We start from the raw sequence: 16,641 nt of genomic DNA, 5'->3' as shown, positions 1-16,641 counted from the left end.
TGCAATGTTGCGGTCTGGACGGGACTCGAACCCGCGACCTTCGCCGTGACAGGGCGACATTCTAACCAACTGAACTACCAGACCGTTGCGTATTGCGGGTGCAAATATACAATACTTTTTAATATATAATAATATTTTTTGTTTTTTTTTTAAAGAACAATAATTAAAACACTTAATGTGATAAAAAATAAAAGACCTTTCAAATTCATAACACGAGTAAATAACAGTTATATAACAGATACTTGGTTAATCCGTTTGTTATTAAGAACAGCCTGTTTTATCAAGATCTAAACTTTAAAAGGAGTTCCTTACAATTATAAATGAAGAATTTATTCAAAATATTATTATATTACATTATACTCCTAATCCTGTTTTTCTCTATAGGAATATTATTTGCTGTAATAATCTCTAAATGGACTAATAATGCCTTTTCTATTATATTTGAAAACATAATACATCCAATAATCTTGATATATTCTCCAATATTCATTTACTTATGTTTAGCTAAAAAATATAAAAAGAAATTAAAAGCCTGGAAATATTTGCTCTAAAAACAAAAAAGCATCCCGATTTTCTGTTAAGAAAAAAGGAAAGCCTTTCATTGGAACACCAAAAAACTTTGGTAATCACTACTACTCCCAATTTGCATTGGGACAACACAACTTCTTTATAGTGCCAAAAAAAGCCCTAATCTCTTAGAGCTTCTCTGCAATGTTGCGGTCTGGACGGGACTCGAACCCGCGACCTTCGCCGTGACAGGGCGACATTCTAACCAACTGAACTACCAGACCGTTGCTGTATTGCGGTTGCAAATATACAAGCCTTTTTGTTTACCGCAAACATTTTTTTTATTTTTTTTCAATTTTCCACCTAAGCAAACTTCTTTCGTTCGACCATATAGGTCATGAGTACATTATTAAAGTCTGCATTCACATCGACCTCAACATATTTAATATTGTATTTCAAACAATTATACTGTACCTCTTTAAAAAATGCACTCACGGCATCGTTATAATTATGCTTTATTGTATCGGCATATAAATTTATAAATTCACCGGTTTCAACATCTACAAAACGCTTAGGTTTATTATCGAAATTAAACAACAACTCCTTTTCCTTATCGAACACATGAAATAAAATCACTTCATGCTTATTGTATTTTAAATGTCGCAGCGCTTCAAATAACTTATTAGGGTCTTCCATAGCCTGAAACATATCGGTAAATAAAAATATTAAAGAGCGTCTGTGTATTTTTTCGGCTATTTGATGCAAATAGGTATAGGTATCTGTTTTTCGGTTTACTGGCTTTTGAGTTACCATTGCCGACAACTGATTTAATAACATTTGATGATGACGTTCACTTCCTTTTTCTGGCGCATAATAATCGTAAGCATCACTATAAATACTCAAACCGACCGCATCGCGTTGTTTTTTTAAAATTCCCATTAAGGATGCAGATGCCAAAGCGGAAAATGCAATTTTATTTAAATGATGAATAGAAAAGTTTGTCATACTTGGATAATGCATCGAGCTACTATTATCTATAATAATATGACAGCGTAAATTCGTTTCATCGTCGTAACGCTTAGTGTATAACTTATCAGTTTTAGCAAACAACTTCCAGTCGATATGTCGTGTGCTTTCGCCTTGATTGTAAATTTTATGCTCGGCAAACTCTGCAGAAAACCCATGAAACGGACTTTTATGCATTCCGGCAATAAATCCTTCTACAACCTGTTTAGCCAGTAATTCTAAGTTTTTAAAACCTTCTGCTTTATTAAGTTCGTTTTGTAAATTCATTTGTTTTTAGCGCATCATTTTAAAAGATTTACCTAAAATAAAAAAGGTTTGCCATTACTAGCAAACCTTTTTGTATAATCTTTATGTATTATAGACTATAAAAGCGAATCAATCGCATCAGTATATGCATTTTTAGGCGCTACACCAACTTGTCTTCCTACTACTTCTCCGTTTTGGAATACTAATACTGTTGGAATGTTACGCACTCCATATTTAGCAGCAAATTCTTGGTTAGCATCAACATCAACTTTTCCTACTACCGCTTTACCTTCGTACTCTTCGCTAATTTGTTCGATGATTGGCCCTACCATTCTACAAGGTCCACACCAAGCAGCCCAAAAATCAACCATAACTGGTTTATCGCTTTTTAATACCGTTTCTTCAAACGTTGCATCTGTTATTTCTAATGCCATAATATTTATGTTTTAATTTGTATACTATTTTAATACTACAAAATTAGTTAAAAAAACCACTATAGCTTGCAAACTAACAATTTGTTTTACTTATAGCTGAATTGTTTAAGGCTATTTTAACATTTTATCCTATAGCATTTACCCTATAAAAAAGTCTCTAATTCAACTTAAACCTTACATGTTCGCTTTCAAGCTCGCTGATTAATTCCTGACACACTTTTACTTTTTGGCGTCGGCTTGCCATATGTAATTTTATTTTTTCATTATTATCGTAAACCACAAAATTCAAAGTTTGATTTCCGGGATGCATATCGATTAATTCTTTAAGCCTCAAAATAGTACTCTCTTTTAAATCACCAATCTCTAATTGTATGGAAAGCTTTTTAGCATAACTCTCCATTACATCATGAAGCAACTGGAAATTATTGAACTGTAATCGCGGTTCACTTTTCTTTCCGGTATCTTTATTAACCCAACCTTCGCGAATAAACGTCTTTACAAACACAAAGTTATTATGCATTAAGAAGTGCCTAAATTTTAGATACTCTTCACCAAAAATTCTAAACTCAAAACTATCAGTATAATCTTCAACCGTAAACATCGCCCAGCCTTTACCTTGTTTACTTACACGGTGTTGCACATCGGTAACAACGCCGCCAAACACCAATTCCCGATTAACGTAAGGCTCTAAAGTATTAAAGAAACTCAAATTGGCATTACAGAAAGTGTTTAACTCAATTCTGAAATCATCCAGTGGATGCCCGGAAATATAAATACCAACCACCTCTCTCTCTTTCGCCAGTTTCTCCATTGTGCCCCACTCTTCGCAAGGGGGCACTTGAGGTTCTTCTATCTGTACTTCACTGGCTTCGCCAAATAAACTTACCTGCGCTGAATTTTCATTTTCCTGATGTTTACTACCATAACGAATCGCTTTTTCTAAAAAGGTAATACCGTCGCCTTCATCGTGAAAATACTGTGCTCGATGTGTGTTTTTAAAACAATCAAATCCTCCGGCTAATGCCAAGTTTTCAAAAGCTTTTTTATTAGCTGCTCGTAAATCGATTCGTTTCGCAAAATCGAAAATAGATTTAAAATGTCCGTCCTTTTTACGGTTTTCAACAATAGTTAAAACCGCTCCCTGACCAACACCTTTAATCGCTCCCATACCAAAACGCACTGCATTATCTTTATTTACCGAGAACTTGTAGAACGACTCGTTTACATCAGGTCCCAATACATCCAGTTTCATACGCTTACACTCTTCCATGAAAAAAGTAACCTGTTTAATATCGTTCATATTGTTAGAAAGCACGGCTGCCATATATTCCGCCGGGTAATGTGCTTTTAAATACGCCGTTTGGTAAGCAATCCAAGCATAACATGTCGAGTGCGATTTATTGAAGGCATAACTTGCGAAAGCTTCCCAGTCTTTCCAAACCTTTTCCAGAACCTTTGCATCATGACCATTGGCACTCGCCTGATCGATAAACTTAGGTTTCATTTTATCCAGTACGGCAATCTGCTTTTTACCCATCGCCTTGCGAAGCATATCGGCCTCACCCTTGGTAAAGTCGGCTAACTTTTGAGACAGAAGCATTACCTGCTCCTGATACACGGTAATACCATACGTTTCCTTTAGGTATTCTTCCATGGCTGGTAAATCGTACTCGATTTCTTCATCACCGTGCTTCCTTCGAACGAACGATGGAATATATTCCATTGGACCTGGACGATACAAGGCGTTCATCGCAATTAAATCTTCAAAAACCGTTGGTTTTAAATCACGAAGGTGTTTTTGCATTCCGGGTGACTCGTATTGGAATACCCCAACCGTTTCTCCTCTTTGGAACAGCGCGTAGGTTTCTTCATCATCTAACGGAAAATTCTCCGGATCGAGCAAAATGCCATGCTTCGCTTTTACAATCTTAACGGTATCTTTAATCAGGGTTAATGTTTTTAACCCCAAGAAGTCCATTTTTAGAAGCCCCGCCTCCTCAACTACCGAGTTATCGAACTGGGTAACATATAAATCGGAGTCTTTCGCTACCGAAACAGGAACGAACTTCGTAATATCGTCAGGTGTTATAATTACACCACAGGCGTGAATACCTGTATTACGCACAGAACCTTCAAGCACTCTTGCCAGATTTACGGTTTCAGAATCGAGACCTTCCCCATCGGCTATATTTAAAAGTTCGTTGACTTTTTCTAATTCTTCAGCTCTAAATTTTTCAGCCAATCCTTTTTCATCTAAAGCAAAAATTTTATTCAGCTTAGACATATTCGGAATTAACTTGGCAATCCTATCAGCATCAAATAACGGTAAATCCAGTACACGTGCCGTATCACGAATGGAGGACTTCGCCGCCATAGTACCGTAAGTAATAATTTGCGCTACCTGATTGGCTCCGTATTTCTTGATTACATAATCCATAACACGACTTCGTCCTTCATCATCGAAGTCGATATCGATATCGGGCATACTAATACGATCAGGATTTAAGAAACGCTCAAAAAGCAAATCGTACTTCATTGGGTCGATATTGGTAATCCATAAGCAGTAGGCTACCACCGAACCAGCAGCCGAACCACGGCCTGGCCCAACCGACACGTCCATATTTCGGGCTTCACGAATAAAATCTTCTACAATCAAGAAGTAGCCCGGATATCCTGTATTTTCAATTACGGCTAACTCGAAGTCTAAACGCTCGATAACTTCTTCACTTAACGGGTCTCCATAACGCTTTTTAGCTCCTTCGTAAGTTAAATGACGTAGATAGGCATTCTCACCGCGTTTACCACCATCAACTAAATCTTCATCATGTTTAAATTCATCAGGAATCCCAAAGGCCGGAAGCAAGACATCACGAGCTAATTCAAAAGATTCTACTTTATCAATCACCTCTTGAATATTGCTAATTGCTTCAGGCACATCTTTAAACAAAGTCTTCATCTCTTCCGAGGACTTAAAGTAGTATTCCTGATTAGGTAATCCATATCGATACCCACGGCCACGACCAATCGGTGTCCCCTGCTTTTCACCATCTTTTACACACAATAAAATATCGTGCGCATTGGCATCGCCTTTTTCACAGTAATAGGTATTATTGGTAGCAATTAATTTAACATCATGCTTTTTAGCAAAGTCGATTAATACCGTATTTACTCGGTTTTCATCTTCCTGATTATGACGCATGATTTCGATATACAAATCGTCGCCAAACTGCTCTTTCCACCAAAGCAATGCTTCCTCCGCTTGATTTTCACCAACATTCAACACCTTACTTGGCACCTCACCATACAAGTTACCGGTAAGCACCATAATATCTTCCTTGTACTGCTCTATTAGCTTTTTATCAATACGTGGCACATAGTAAAATCCGTCAACAAAGGCATGCGATGATAACTTAGCCATGTTATGATATCCATTTTTATTTTTAGCCAGTAAAACCACCTGATACCCGTTATCTTTTCGGGTCTTATCTTTATGATCTTCACAAACAAAAAACTCACAACCAATAATAGGTTTAATCTCTTTAACATTGGTAGTTTCACCTTTCTCCTGTGCTTCAGCAATTTTAGCCTGAGCCGACTTGTTATGGGCACTGACCGCTTTAACAAAGTGGAACGCCCCCATCATATTTCCATGATCGGTTAAGGCTACCGCCGGCATATTGTGCTTTGCTGCTTCGGCTACCAAGGCCGGAATACTAATAGTTGACTGTAAAATAGAAAATTGCGAATGGTTATGTAAATGTGCAAACTCAACATCCTTTAAATCGGAAATATTTTGCTTGATCTCTTCGGAAGAAATCTGAGTTCCTTCAGCTTTTTTTAAACGCTCACGAATCTTAGCACTTTCCTGTTTCAGGTTAATATGCTTTAATCCGATAAGTTCTATCTCTTTCGGATTGGTTTCTTTAAAATTCTGAAAGTAATCCTCCTCAACATCTAACTCCTCCCTTGTAAATTCTTCTAAACGAATTAACTCTAAGAAACAACGTGTGGTTGCCTCAACATCGGCTGTTGCGTTATGCGCTTCGGCAAAAGGCTGCTTGAATAAAAATTCGTGTAACTCGGTAAGTGTTGGTAACTTAAATTTACCTCCACGACCTCCGGGAATCTGACACAATTCAGCGGTGTGTTCAGTACAGGTATCTAACACAGGAAGTTCCTGCAATATGTTTGCCATATCGCCACGAACAAATTCGGCTCCCATAATATTCAAGTCGAACTTTACGTTTTGTCCGACAATGAATTTGGTCTTACCCAGTACCTCATTAAACTTTTCAAGAACTTCCACTAAAGGCACACCTTGCTCCTGAGCCAATTCGGTAGAAATACCATGAACTTTCTCTGCATCATAGGGAATATTGAATCCTTCTGGTTGCACCAGATAATCCTGATGATCAATACAATTTCCCATACCATCATGTAACTGCCATGCAATTTGTATACAACGTGGCCAATTATCGGTATCAGTTATGGGTGCATCCCATCGTTTTGGTAAACCTGTGGTTTCTGTATCGAAAATTAAGTACATCCTGAAAGTTTATTTTATTGTGAATAAACCGATTATAAAAACCAGTCTTAGTGGATAAAAATACATAGAAATTCATCTAAAATAAAGTGAATTTATCACGAGTTGTAAACAACAAAATCTTTAATAGTGTATCTTATTTATTTTCATTTGAATAAACTCAATTTAAACCCTATTTTTGAAATAAAAACACCTCGAATATGAAACTAACTTTTAGTCTACTTTTTATCCTTTTTCAGGTTACTTTAAGCTTTTCTCAAAACATAGACATGTATCTGGGTACCTTTACCGATGGTAAGAGCGAAGGCATTTATAAACTTCAATTCGACACCATCCAAGGAACTTTAAGCGACTCAAAATTAATTACTAAAGCTGAAAGCCCTTCTTTTCTGGCCTTTTCTCCTAACAGAAATTATCTATATGCTACTTGTCGAGAAGGTGACGGTATTGTTTCTGCATTCAGAATTAAAAACGATAACTATTTACAACTTATAAACAGCGTCGACAGCCACGGTGCAAGTCCTTGCCACGTCGCTGTTAACAGTGAAGGAACAAAACTTGTCGTTTCTAACTATGGCGGTGGAACCATAGCTTTGTACGACATTAACTCAGACGGGAGCCTTACTGAAGCCTTACAGGTTTTTAAGCAAAGTACAGATGAAGCCGTATCGCATGCGCATTCCGCACAGTTTATTGACAACCATTTATTTGTCGCCGATTTAGGAAGAAATTCGGTTTTTAAGTATCAAAAAAATGACATTGGAGATGGTTATAAACTAAAAACAGAATCTATTGTTAGCATGCAACCCAATGCAGGTCCAAGGCATTTTACAGTGACTAAAGACCATAAATTCTTCTACATTATTAATGAGTTAAACAGCAGTATTACAGTAGCAAAACACACTAATAAAGGCTTCAAACTCGTAGAACATATTTCTACTTTAGATGATGACTTTAAAGGCGAAAGTTATTGCGCCGATATCCACTTAAGTCCTGACGAGCAATTTTTATACGGCTCTAACCGTGGAGAAAACTCCATTGTTGTATTCAAAAGACATCACACTACTGGAAAACTTAAAAAAATTCAAAACATTTCGGTGGAAGGCGACTGGCCAAGAAATTTCACCATAGATCCTACCGGGAATTTTCTTTTAGTAGGTAACAGACGCACAAATAACATTAGTATTTTTAATATCAATAAAAAGAACGGCAAACTTAAATTTTCAAATTCATTTAATGCGCCAAGCCCCGTTTGCTTATTATTCTAAAAACCTTCTGAAAAACAACTATTTAAAAAACAACATAAAGTGTTGCTTAATCAAAAAATATAGTATCTTTGCACCCTCATTAATAACCGAGGTCGAGAACCTCAAATAATTAATTATTATGCCAGTAAAAATTAGATTACAAAGACACGGTAAAAAAGGAAAACCTTTTTATTGGATCGTAGCCGCTGATTCGCGTGCTAAAAGAGATGGTAAATACTTAGAAAAATTAGGTACTTACAATCCAAACACTAACCCTGCATCTATTGATTTAAATGTAGACGGTGCTGTAACTTGGTTACAAAACGGTGCTCAACCAACTGATACTGCTAAAGCTATCTTATCTTACAAAGGTGCTTTATTAAAGAATCACTTAGTTGGCGGTGTTAGAAAAGGTGCTTTAACTGAAGAGCAAGCAGAAGCTAAGTTCCAAGCTTGGGTTGACGCTAAAGCTGCTAAGGTTGGTGCTAAAACTGACGGTTTAGCTCAAGCTGAAGCTGACGCTAAAGCTAAAGCATTAGAAGCTGAAAAAGCTGCAAACGAAGCTCGTATTGCTGCCAAAGCTCCTGTTGTTGAAGAAGCTCCAGCTGAAGAAGTAGAAGCTTCAAACGAAGAAGAATAAAAAACTATTTTTTTATACTTTTAAACTCCGATAGCTTCTATCGGAGTTTTTTATGCAAAAAAGTGTTCTCTTATAACACTTAACATCTCAAAAAAATGAAAAAAGAAGACTGCTTTTATTTAGGTAAAATTGTAAAAAAATACAGTTTTAAAGGCGAATTATTAATCAAACTAGACACCGATCAACCGGATTTATACGAAAATTTAGACGCCATGTTTCTGGATATAAACCACACGTTAATTCCGTTTTTTGTAGAAAGCTCTCAGCTTCATAAATCCGATTTACTACGTGTACAGTTTGAAGATGTTGAAACCGAAGCCGATGCCGATGCTTTAGTGAAAACTGAAGTGTATTTACCGCTTGATTTACTACCAAAACTGGAAGGTAATAAATTCTATTTTCATGAGGTTATAGGATTTACAATGCAAGACAAACATTATGGAACCGTTGGGAAAATAGTTGCCATAAACGATTCTACTGCCCAGTCTCTTTTTGAAGTTGAAAATAACGGTAAAGATATTTTAATCCCGATGAATGATGAATTCATTGTAAAAGTAGATCGCGACAATAAAACCATTATTGTAGATACCCCTGAAGGATTAATCGATTTATACTTAGAATAACACTCTTAAAAACATAAAAAAGCGCGACTAAATTTTATTTAGTCGCGCTTTTTTAATTAAAACTACTTAACTACATTTAGTAAACTAAAGTAAGATCGCGTTTCATCATGTTCATTGCGGCTTGAATACTGTCACGTTGCTTTCCTAAAAGTTTACAAACCGACAAAGGTAAATTTGGCTCCATAAGCAATTGATTATACATTTCAATACTTACTTCCTTTAAACGGTAAACTTCATTTAACAAACCGTTTTCGTTATCCATTAAGACTAAGTTTCTAAAATTTCTCCAAATCTCGTAGAAATTTGTACTTAATCCGGCCGATTGCTGAGACTTCTCTTCAATACTTTCCATCTCTGCTTTTAAATCTTTTGTAAACTGATTTCTTTCAAAAGCGCGTTCATTAAAAAATGCTTTTAAATCTTCATTTTTAACAGAATCATAAGCTTCTAAATACACTTTTTCAACGCCACTATTAAAAATCAACAGCTCATTAACTTTATAAAAAACTCTTCCTGAATTCATAACAATCTTTTCTTTTTCATTATAAACACCCCTTAAAAAAACAAGTGTGTCTATTCTTCACATAGCAGACAAAATTACCACTTAAATAAAAATTAGCTTATTATTTTAACACAGTTTAGTATTTTTGGCTGCATTTTATCCGATTTTAATCACGTACTTCTTAATTTTTTTAACATTTTAAGCATGTCTAACAAGCCTTTTACTTTTAAAGAATTTACCATTCACCAAGACCAATGTGCCATGAAGGTTGGCACCGACGGTGTCCTTTTAGGCGCCTGGGCTTCAATTGAAAACAATCCGTTTTCAATTTTAGATATTGGTGCCGGTACCGGCGTTATTGGGCTGATGCTTGCCCAAAGAAGTTCTGCCGAAATTATTGATGCCTTAGAAATTGATGATGCCGCTTATGAACAATGTGTTGACAATTTTGAACAATCACCTTGGGGAGATCGTCTGTTTTGCTATCATGCTTCCTTAGAAGAATTTGCCGATGAAATTGAAGATAAATACGACTTGATCCTTTCAAACCCGCCTTTCTATTCCGAAGATTATAAATCTGAAAACGAACAGCGCGATCTAGCACGGTTTAGTGATGCGATGCCTTTCGAACATTTGATTGAAAGCGTTTCTAAATTACTATCGGAAACCGGAGAGTTTTGTGTTATCATTCCTTATAAAGAAGAAAACTCATTTATCGACTTAGCTTCTAACTACAATTTATATCCTACCAAAATACTTAACGTCAAAGGCAATCCTGAAACAGAATTTAAACGCAGTCTTCTAAACTTTTCATTTGCTGAAAATCATGCTGAAAACATAGAAAAAATAGAATTAATCATCGAAACCGAACGTCATCAATACACCGAAGCCTACATCAATCTTACCAAAGATTTCTACTTAAAAATGTAGTTATCTAAATAAGATTTATTTAAATTTGAGAACATAAAATGATGATTTCATAAAAAAAGAAGGATATCATTGAAAATTTTCTTTTGAAAATCTTTTAAAACTCAAATTTGATGAAACCAGATGTATTTGAAGCTCCCGATTATTACAATTTAGACGAGCTGTTAAGTAATGAACATAAATTAGTTCGCGATGCGGCTCGGGCCTGGGTAAAACGCGACGTTTCTCCTATAATTGAAGATTACGCTCAAAAAGCCGAATTCCCTAAACAAATTATTACTGGTTTAGCTGAAATTGGGGCTTTCGGCCCTTATATTCCGGTTGAATATGGCGGTGCTGGGTTAGATCAGATTTCGTATGGTTTAATCATGCAGGAAATAGAACGAGGAGATTCTGGTGTTCGCAGTACAGCTTCCGTTCAATCAAGTTTGGTTATGTATCCCATCTGGAAATATGGTAACGAGGCACAACGTCAAAAATACTTACCTAAATTAGCAAGTGGCGAATGGATGGGGTGCTTTGGTTTAACCGAACCCGACCATGGCAGTAATCCTGGAGGTATGGTTACCAATTTTAAAGATATGGGAGACCACTACTTGCTTAACGGTGCCAAAATGTGGATTAGCAATGCCCCATTTGCACAAGTGGCTGTCGTTTGGGCTAAAGATGAAGACGACCGTATTCATGGCTTAATTGTAGAACGTGGCATGGAAGGTTTTTCTACTCCAGAAACTCATAATAAATGGTCGCTTCGTGCCAGTGCTACTGGTGAGCTTATTTTTGATAATGTAAAAGTTCCTAAAGAAAATTTGCTACCTAATAAATCAGGATTAGGTGCTCCGCTAGGTTGTTTAGATTCCGCTCGCTACGGTATTGCATGGGGAGCTATTGGAGCTGCTATGGATTGCTATGATACCGCCTTACGATACAGCAAAGAACGCATTCAGTTTGGCAAACCTATTGGTCAGTTTCAATTACAACAAAAAAAACTAGCCGAAATGATTACCGAAATTACCAAAGCTCAACTCTTAACCTGGCGCTTGGGTGTATTAAAAAATGAAGGTAAAGCTACCTCAGCACAAATATCAATGGCCAAACGCAATAATGTGGAAATGGCTATTAATATTGCTCGCGAAGCCCGACAAATGTTAGGCGGTATGGGCATTACTGGCGAATATTCTATTATGAGACATTCTATGAACCTTGAAAGTGTCATCACTTACGAAGGCACCCATGACATTCATTTACTCATTACCGGATTAGATATTACCGGATTAAATGCTTTTAAATAGACTTACGGTAATCAAAATTTGAATAAATCATATCTTTAATTTGTTTACATTTACTACAATGTTTTCAACAAAAAAAAGATTAGATAATGCCCATAATACTGCTAAAATCATCAGCTTTGATGATAGCAGTAAATTTATTCTTTTTAGTGACTGCCACCGTGGCGATAATAGCTTTGCCGACGACTTCGCCAATAACCGCAACATTTACTTTCACGCGCTAAAACATTATTATGCTGAAGGCTTTCAGTATTGCGAGCTTGGTGATGGCGATGAACTTTGGGAAAACCTGTCTTTCTCCTCTATTTTCGAAGCACACAAAAATGTGTACATGCTCATGAAACAGTTTCATCAGCAACAACGTTTACACATGATTTGGGGCAACCACGATATGGTCTATAGAAATCCGAATTATGTTAAAAAACATTTGGAAACCTATTTTGATACAGAAGCAGGACAAGACAAAACCTTACTTAATGATTTAAAATATCATGAAGGTATTATTTTAAAACACAGCAAAACAGGACAAGAATTGTTTCTTACCCACGGCCATCAAGCCGATCCGTGGAATTATACCTTTTGGAAGTGGAGTCGCTTTTTGGTTCGTATCCTTTGGAAACCGTTAAACGTCATGGGGATATCAGACCCTACCCGTCCGGCTAAAAACAATAAGGAGCTTATTAAAGTAGAACGTCGAACCAAAACATGGATAACCGAAAACAACAATCGTATTACTATTGCCGGACATACGCACCGACCTAGATTTCCTGAACCTGGAGACATCCCGTTTTTTAACGACGGTAGCTGCGTACACCCCAGATGTATAACCGGGATTGAAATTGAAAATGGAAATATAACCTTAATAAAATGGCTTATCGAAACCAATGAAAATGGTTTTCTTCAAATTGTAAGAGTTGTTCTTGAAGGCCCGAGAAAACTAACAGACTACTCACCTAACTAACTCATTTACAACAAACAAAAATTACCACTTTGTGATTCTTTTAATTATCGTATTGTTAAATTCATTAACTTTACTATAATCACCAACCAACTAATACTCTATGAAATCTAAAATTTTACTACTCACCGTAGTGAGCATACTCGCTTACTCCTGTAACTCTCAAACTGAGAAGAAAACAACAGAAAAAGAAATAGAAATGGTAGAACAAGAACCTATCAATCTTGTTGAACGTGGTGAATACCTTGTAGATTTGGGAGGCTGTCACCATTGTCATTCACCTAAAATCATGACGGATCATGGTCCCGTTCCTGATTCTAATCGTCTACTTTCGGGACATCCTGCTGATGAAGTTTTGCCTCCGTACGACAAAGAAACAGCCAAAGGTTACGCTCTATTCTCTATGGGCTTTACAGCTTTTACCGGTCCCTGGGGCACTTCGTTTGCAGCTAACCTCACTCCAGATGATAGTGGTATTGGAGCTTGGACAGAAACTCAGTTTGTAAAATCGATTAGGGAAGGCAAACTAAAAGGACAAGACGGTGGCAGAATGCTATTACCTCCCATGCCTTGGCAAGATTTTGCTAAACTTACCAACGAAGACCTTAGTGCCATTTTTGCCTATTTAAAAAGTTTACCATCAGTAGACAATGTGGTTCCTGCACCAATTCCTCCAGTAATGTAAACCTATCCAACATAAAAAACGCTCCTTTTGTTGGAGCGTTTTTTTTCAAATATTTAATTCTTATTCCGTTGGAATTCTTTCATCTATCATTTTTAATGGCATACCTTCCATTAAACCAAAAATATCTAAAATACTTCTAAAATTATCTTCTTCTTCAGCTTGCTCTGAAATAAACCATTGTAAAAATACTTCGGTAATAAAATCATCAGCTTTTCTAGCTGCTTTAAAAATTTTAAATATTGATTGAGTAACACTTATTTCTTGCTCTAAAGCAGTTTCGTAAATAGAAAGTAAACTTTCAAAATCATTATTTACATTGGTAACATTAGGGGAAATCGCGGCCCCGCCGTTATCATTAATAAATTCGAAAATCTTCATTGCGTGTTCTCTTTCCTCTTCTGCCTGTTTGTAAAAAAGAGCCTTACTATTTAACAATTCGCGTTGGTCACACCAAGAAGCCATAGCAAGGTATGAAGCCGAAGCTTTCATTTCCATCGCTATTTGATTATTTAATAAGTCCATCACATCTGGATGAATAGACATTTGTTTTCTAACTATTGTGTTCATAATTGCGCTTTTACACAAAGTTACAATAAAATAAAACTGTTAAAGCGAATGTATAGAATTTAAAAAAAGTCTAAATAAGCTTAAAATTTCACACGAAAAGTGAAACAGGTGTATGAAAAAGCAAATCTATTTCTTCTTTTAAAACTAATAATTGAGGAATTTCTAAGAAGATTAAATGCTCTTTATCGGCCACAAAAAGCAACACAAAATTATCGTTATTAACAATGTTAGTTAAAGAACTATAGCTTGTTAATTCATTAATTTTACGACGTAGCTCAAGCATTTGAGGAAAGCTTAAAGCAATTGTTTTATTAGGAGTTTTTAAAGCATACTTACAAAAGGTAAGATGCTTAATCTGATAGCCAATATTTGTATCCATTTCTAAATTCACGATGGCAAATATAAGACTTATTTAGAATAAATAAAAATTAACTTTCAGGAGCTAATTCAACTTCAAGACCATCCATATCCGGTGTCATTTGAATCTGACATCCTAAACGACTATTATCTTTTACATCGAAGGCTTCAGATAACATCGCTTCTTCGTCATCACTCATTTCCGGCAATTCGGTATCACTTAACACATAACATTGACAAGAGGCACACATAGCCATACCCCCACAAATTCCAATGGTTCCCTCTGGAGCCAATTCGTAGCTACGTACCACTTCCATTAAATTCATGGCCATATCTGTTGGCGCCACTACATCGTGTGTTACACCATCTCTATCTGTTATCTTTATATTAATGTCACTCATGTTATCTTTGTGTATAAATCAAAAATTCTCAGCAAATTTAATGCTAAAAATGAATCTACAAATCTTTTCCTATTGAATTACTAGGAAAAACAAAAAAAATAAAGAATCACTAAAATTCTTTATTTTTTTCTATTCCTTTTTTATAAAATTCCGGTTTTAATTGAATGCTTTAAAGTAAAAACTTCGATTAAACCGCAATATTAACCACTTTTTCGATCTGCGGCGCATGCTTTTTGATAGTCATCTCCACACCCGACTTTAAAGTCATTTGGTTTACGCTACAGCCCACACAAGCACCCTGTAACTGAACTTTTACAAGGGTATCGTTATCTTCAATAGACAACAATGAAATATCGCCACCATCACTTTGTAAAAATGGACGAATTTCGTCTAACGCTTTTTCGACATTAAGTCTAACTTCTTCTGATGTCATTTATTTAGTTTTAACTGCTGAACATCCAGCCATCGTTGTTATTTTAATTGCTTCAGTAGGAGGTAAATCTTCATTACGTCTTACTACTTCCTGAACCACATTTTGTGTAATCTTTTCAAAGGCCTTCTCTAATGGTGTCGCCGTTTGTAATGCTGCCGGACGACCAACATCGCCTGCTTCACGAATACTTTGCACCAATGGTAATTCACCTAAAAACGGCACGTCTAAGTCCGTTGCTAAATTTTTTGCCCCTTCCTTACCAAAAATATAGTATTTATTATTTGGCAATTCTTCTGGTGTAAAATAAGCCATATTTTCAATGATTCCTAATACTGGCACACTAATACTATCCTGTTGGAACATAGCCACACCTTTTTTAGCATCGGCTAAAGCCACATTTTGAGGTGTACTCACCACAACGGCTCCTGTAATTGGAAGCGATTGCATGATACTTAAGTGGATATCTCCAGTTCCCGGAGGCAAGTCTAATAATAAGAAATCTAATTCGCCCCAATGAGCATCAAAAATCATTTGATTTAATGCTTTTGCAGCCATAGGCCCACGCCATACTACCGCTTGATTAGGCTGCGTAAAGAACCCGATGGACAAGACTTTAACGCCGTAGTTTTCAATCGGCTTCATTTTCGATTTTCCATCTACGTTAACCGCTAAAGGTCTTCCAGCTTCAACATCGAACATAATTGGAATGGATGGCCCGTAAATATCGGCATCTAAAACACCAACTTTAAAGCCCATTTTAGCAAGGGTTACCGCTAAATTGGCTGTCACCGTAGATTTCCCTACACCACCTTTACCCGAAGCTACGGCTATTATATTCTGAATTCCCGGAATCGGGTTTCCTTTAATAACGTTCGCTTTCGGTTTTTCAGGTGCATCTACCTTTACATTCACCTTAATTTTAGCTTTTTCGTAAACCAAGTCGTGAATCGTTTTTAAAATATCCACCTCGGTACGTTTTTTAGCTTGTAAACTCGGATTTTTTATTGTGATATCTACAACTACCTCATCGCCAAAAACAACCACGTTGGTTACGGCTCCGCTTTCAACCATGTTTTGTCCTTCACCTGGTACTGTTATAGATTCCAGTGCTTTAAGTATGTCTTTTTTATTAAGCTTCATGCGCTATTTAGATTTATTCTAAGGCTACAAATATACTGTGAATTGTTCAGATTATAAAGCCCTAGCCATTGAAATGATTTATTGCTGAATTATATTTAACGATAATTTATGAATAC

Annotated in this window: 16 protein-coding genes and 2 tRNA genes; 7 read left to right on the top strand and 11 right to left on the bottom strand. The window is 36.3% G+C overall.

Translation table 11 applies throughout. The features are described 5' to 3' along the window. Nucleotides 1-10 precede the first annotated feature (10 nt). The 5 genes from ICJ84_RS01635 to dnaE form a co-directional block, all read right to left on the bottom strand. Nucleotides 11-84 (bottom strand) — tRNA-Asp (locus tag ICJ84_RS01635). Nucleotides 85-717: 633 nt separating this feature from the next. Next, nucleotides 718-791, bottom strand: a tRNA-Asp gene (locus ICJ84_RS01630). Nucleotides 792-870: 79 nt separating this feature from the next. Beyond that, a complete protein-coding gene (locus ICJ84_RS01625) occupies nucleotides 871-1,800 on the bottom strand; it encodes a DUF58 domain-containing protein (RefSeq protein WP_188214619.1) in 930 nt (309 codons plus the stop codon). 95 nt (nucleotides 1,801-1,895) lie between these two features. Then, nucleotides 1,896-2,213 (bottom strand): thioredoxin, encoded by a 318-nt coding sequence (trxA, locus tag ICJ84_RS01620; protein ID WP_188214618.1) that lies wholly within the window; start codon nucleotides 2,211-2,213, stop codon nucleotides 1,896-1,898. 157 nt (nucleotides 2,214-2,370) lie between these two features. Continuing rightward, complete coding sequence (gene dnaE / locus ICJ84_RS01615) at nucleotides 2,371-6,759, bottom strand: DNA polymerase III subunit alpha (protein ID WP_188214617.1); 4,389 nt, start codon at nucleotides 6,757-6,759, stop codon at nucleotides 2,371-2,373. 197 nt (nucleotides 6,760-6,956) lie between these two features. Here dnaE and ICJ84_RS01610 point away from each other — a divergent pair, with 197 nt between their 5' ends. The 3 genes from ICJ84_RS01610 to rimM all read left to right on the top strand — a co-directional run bounded on the left by ICJ84_RS01610 (nucleotide 6,957) and on the right by rimM (nucleotide 9,266). After that, entirely contained in the window at nucleotides 6,957-8,024 is a 1,068-nt protein-coding gene (locus ICJ84_RS01610; protein WP_188214616.1) for a lactonase family protein, read from the top strand. A gap of 118 nt (nucleotides 8,025-8,142) precedes the next feature. Beyond that, a complete protein-coding gene (locus ICJ84_RS01605; RefSeq protein ID WP_188214615.1) occupies nucleotides 8,143-8,643 on the top strand; it encodes a 30S ribosomal protein S16 in 501 nt (166 codons plus the stop codon). 95 nt (nucleotides 8,644-8,738) lie between these two features. Beyond that, nucleotides 8,739-9,266 carry a ribosome maturation factor RimM gene (gene rimM, locus ICJ84_RS01600; protein ID WP_188214614.1) on the top strand — a complete coding sequence of 176 codons (528 nt, stop codon included), beginning with the start codon at nucleotides 8,739-8,741 and terminating at the stop codon, nucleotides 9,264-9,266. 76 nt (nucleotides 9,267-9,342) lie between these two features. Here the strand turns inward: rimM and ICJ84_RS01595 are convergent, their stop codons facing one another. Continuing rightward, nucleotides 9,343-9,789, bottom strand: coding sequence for a DUF2383 domain-containing protein (locus ICJ84_RS01595; RefSeq protein WP_188214613.1), 447 nt, complete (start codon nucleotides 9,787-9,789; stop codon nucleotides 9,343-9,345). A gap of 183 nt (nucleotides 9,790-9,972) precedes the next feature. Here ICJ84_RS01595 and ICJ84_RS01590 point away from each other — a divergent pair, with 183 nt between their 5' ends. The 4 genes from ICJ84_RS01590 to ICJ84_RS01575 all read left to right on the top strand — a co-directional run bounded on the left by ICJ84_RS01590 (nucleotide 9,973) and on the right by ICJ84_RS01575 (nucleotide 13,627). After that, nucleotides 9,973-10,698 carry a tRNA1(Val) (adenine(37)-N6)-methyltransferase gene (locus ICJ84_RS01590; protein ID WP_188214612.1) on the top strand — a complete coding sequence of 242 codons (726 nt, stop codon included), beginning with the start codon at nucleotides 9,973-9,975 and terminating at the stop codon, nucleotides 10,696-10,698. Between the two features lie 110 nt (nucleotides 10,699-10,808). Then, nucleotides 10,809-11,987: an acyl-CoA dehydrogenase family protein gene (locus ICJ84_RS01585; protein ID WP_188214611.1), complete on the top strand. Its 1,179-nt coding sequence runs from the start codon at nucleotides 10,809-10,811 to the stop codon at nucleotides 11,985-11,987. 58 nt (nucleotides 11,988-12,045) lie between these two features. Then, nucleotides 12,046-12,945, top strand: a complete 900-nt coding sequence (locus tag ICJ84_RS01580; RefSeq protein ID WP_188214610.1) for a metallophosphoesterase family protein — start codon at nucleotides 12,046-12,048, stop codon at nucleotides 12,943-12,945. Nucleotides 12,946-13,045: 100 nt separating this feature from the next. After that, nucleotides 13,046-13,627 carry a c-type cytochrome gene (locus ICJ84_RS01575; RefSeq protein WP_206688668.1) on the top strand — a complete coding sequence of 194 codons (582 nt, stop codon included), beginning with the start codon at nucleotides 13,046-13,048 and terminating at the stop codon, nucleotides 13,625-13,627. A gap of 60 nt (nucleotides 13,628-13,687) precedes the next feature. On the opposite strand, the gene ICJ84_RS01570 is transcribed toward ICJ84_RS01575, so the two are convergent. The 5 genes from ICJ84_RS01570 to ICJ84_RS01550 all read right to left on the bottom strand — a co-directional run bounded on the left by ICJ84_RS01570 (nucleotide 13,688) and on the right by ICJ84_RS01550 (nucleotide 16,525). Further along, nucleotides 13,688-14,194, bottom strand: coding sequence for a ferritin (locus tag ICJ84_RS01570; protein ID WP_188214609.1), 507 nt, complete (start codon nucleotides 14,192-14,194; stop codon nucleotides 13,688-13,690). Between the two features lie 88 nt (nucleotides 14,195-14,282). Then, nucleotides 14,283-14,585, bottom strand: coding sequence for a hypothetical protein (locus ICJ84_RS01565; RefSeq protein ID WP_317173630.1), 303 nt, complete (start codon nucleotides 14,583-14,585; stop codon nucleotides 14,283-14,285). Between the two features lie 37 nt (nucleotides 14,586-14,622). Then, complete coding sequence (locus ICJ84_RS01560; RefSeq protein ID WP_188214608.1) at nucleotides 14,623-14,952, bottom strand: 2Fe-2S iron-sulfur cluster-binding family protein; 330 nt, start codon at nucleotides 14,950-14,952, stop codon at nucleotides 14,623-14,625. A 187-nt stretch (nucleotides 14,953-15,139) separates the two neighbouring features. Further along, complete coding sequence (locus ICJ84_RS01555; RefSeq protein ID WP_188214607.1) at nucleotides 15,140-15,385, bottom strand: NifU family protein; 246 nt, start codon at nucleotides 15,383-15,385, stop codon at nucleotides 15,140-15,142. Further along, nucleotides 15,386-16,525 (bottom strand): Mrp/NBP35 family ATP-binding protein, encoded by a 1,140-nt coding sequence (locus tag ICJ84_RS01550; protein WP_188214606.1) that lies wholly within the window; start codon nucleotides 16,523-16,525, stop codon nucleotides 15,386-15,388. It abuts the gene before it with no gap. Between the last annotated feature and the right edge of the window lie 116 nt (nucleotides 16,526-16,641).

This window comes from Aestuariibaculum suncheonense, assembly GCF_014596935.1.
GTDB lineage: Bacteria > Bacteroidota > Bacteroidia > Flavobacteriales > Flavobacteriaceae > Aestuariibaculum > Aestuariibaculum suncheonense.
This window is presented reverse-complemented; position numbering and strand designations above follow the sequence as displayed.

Excerpts from the sequence above, each read along its gene's own strand:
- ICJ84_RS01625 (WP_188214619.1), bottom strand. The coding sequence starts at position 1,800 with ATGAATTTACAAAACGAACTTAATAAAGCAGAAGGTTTTAAAAACTTA.
- trxA (WP_188214618.1), bottom strand. The coding sequence starts at position 2,213 with ATGGCATTAGAAATAACAGATGCAACGTTTGAAGAAACGGTATTAAAA.
- dnaE (WP_188214617.1), bottom strand. The coding sequence starts at position 6,759 with ATGTACTTAATTTTCGATACAGAAACCACAGGTTTACCAAAACGATGG.
- ICJ84_RS01610 (WP_188214616.1), top strand. The coding sequence starts at position 6,957 with ATGAAACTAACTTTTAGTCTACTTTTTATCCTTTTTCAGGTTACTTTA.
- ICJ84_RS01605 (WP_188214615.1), top strand. The coding sequence starts at position 8,143 with ATGCCAGTAAAAATTAGATTACAAAGACACGGTAAAAAAGGAAAACCT.
- rimM (WP_188214614.1), top strand. The coding sequence starts at position 8,739 with ATGAAAAAAGAAGACTGCTTTTATTTAGGTAAAATTGTAAAAAAATAC.
- ICJ84_RS01595 (WP_188214613.1), bottom strand. The coding sequence starts at position 9,789 with ATGAATTCAGGAAGAGTTTTTTATAAAGTTAATGAGCTGTTGATTTTT.
- ICJ84_RS01590 (WP_188214612.1), top strand. The coding sequence starts at position 9,973 with ATGTCTAACAAGCCTTTTACTTTTAAAGAATTTACCATTCACCAAGAC.
- ICJ84_RS01585 (WP_188214611.1), top strand. The coding sequence starts at position 10,809 with ATGAAACCAGATGTATTTGAAGCTCCCGATTATTACAATTTAGACGAG.
- ICJ84_RS01580 (WP_188214610.1), top strand. The coding sequence starts at position 12,046 with ATGTTTTCAACAAAAAAAAGATTAGATAATGCCCATAATACTGCTAAA.
- ICJ84_RS01575 (WP_206688668.1), top strand. The coding sequence starts at position 13,046 with ATGAAATCTAAAATTTTACTACTCACCGTAGTGAGCATACTCGCTTAC.
- ICJ84_RS01570 (WP_188214609.1), bottom strand. The coding sequence starts at position 14,194 with ATGAACACAATAGTTAGAAAACAAATGTCTATTCATCCAGATGTGATG.
- ICJ84_RS01560 (WP_188214608.1), bottom strand. The coding sequence starts at position 14,952 with ATGAGTGACATTAATATAAAGATAACAGATAGAGATGGTGTAACACAC.
- ICJ84_RS01555 (WP_188214607.1), bottom strand. The coding sequence starts at position 15,385 with ATGACATCAGAAGAAGTTAGACTTAATGTCGAAAAAGCGTTAGACGAA.
- ICJ84_RS01550 (WP_188214606.1), bottom strand. The coding sequence starts at position 16,525 with ATGAAGCTTAATAAAAAAGACATACTTAAAGCACTGGAATCTATAACA.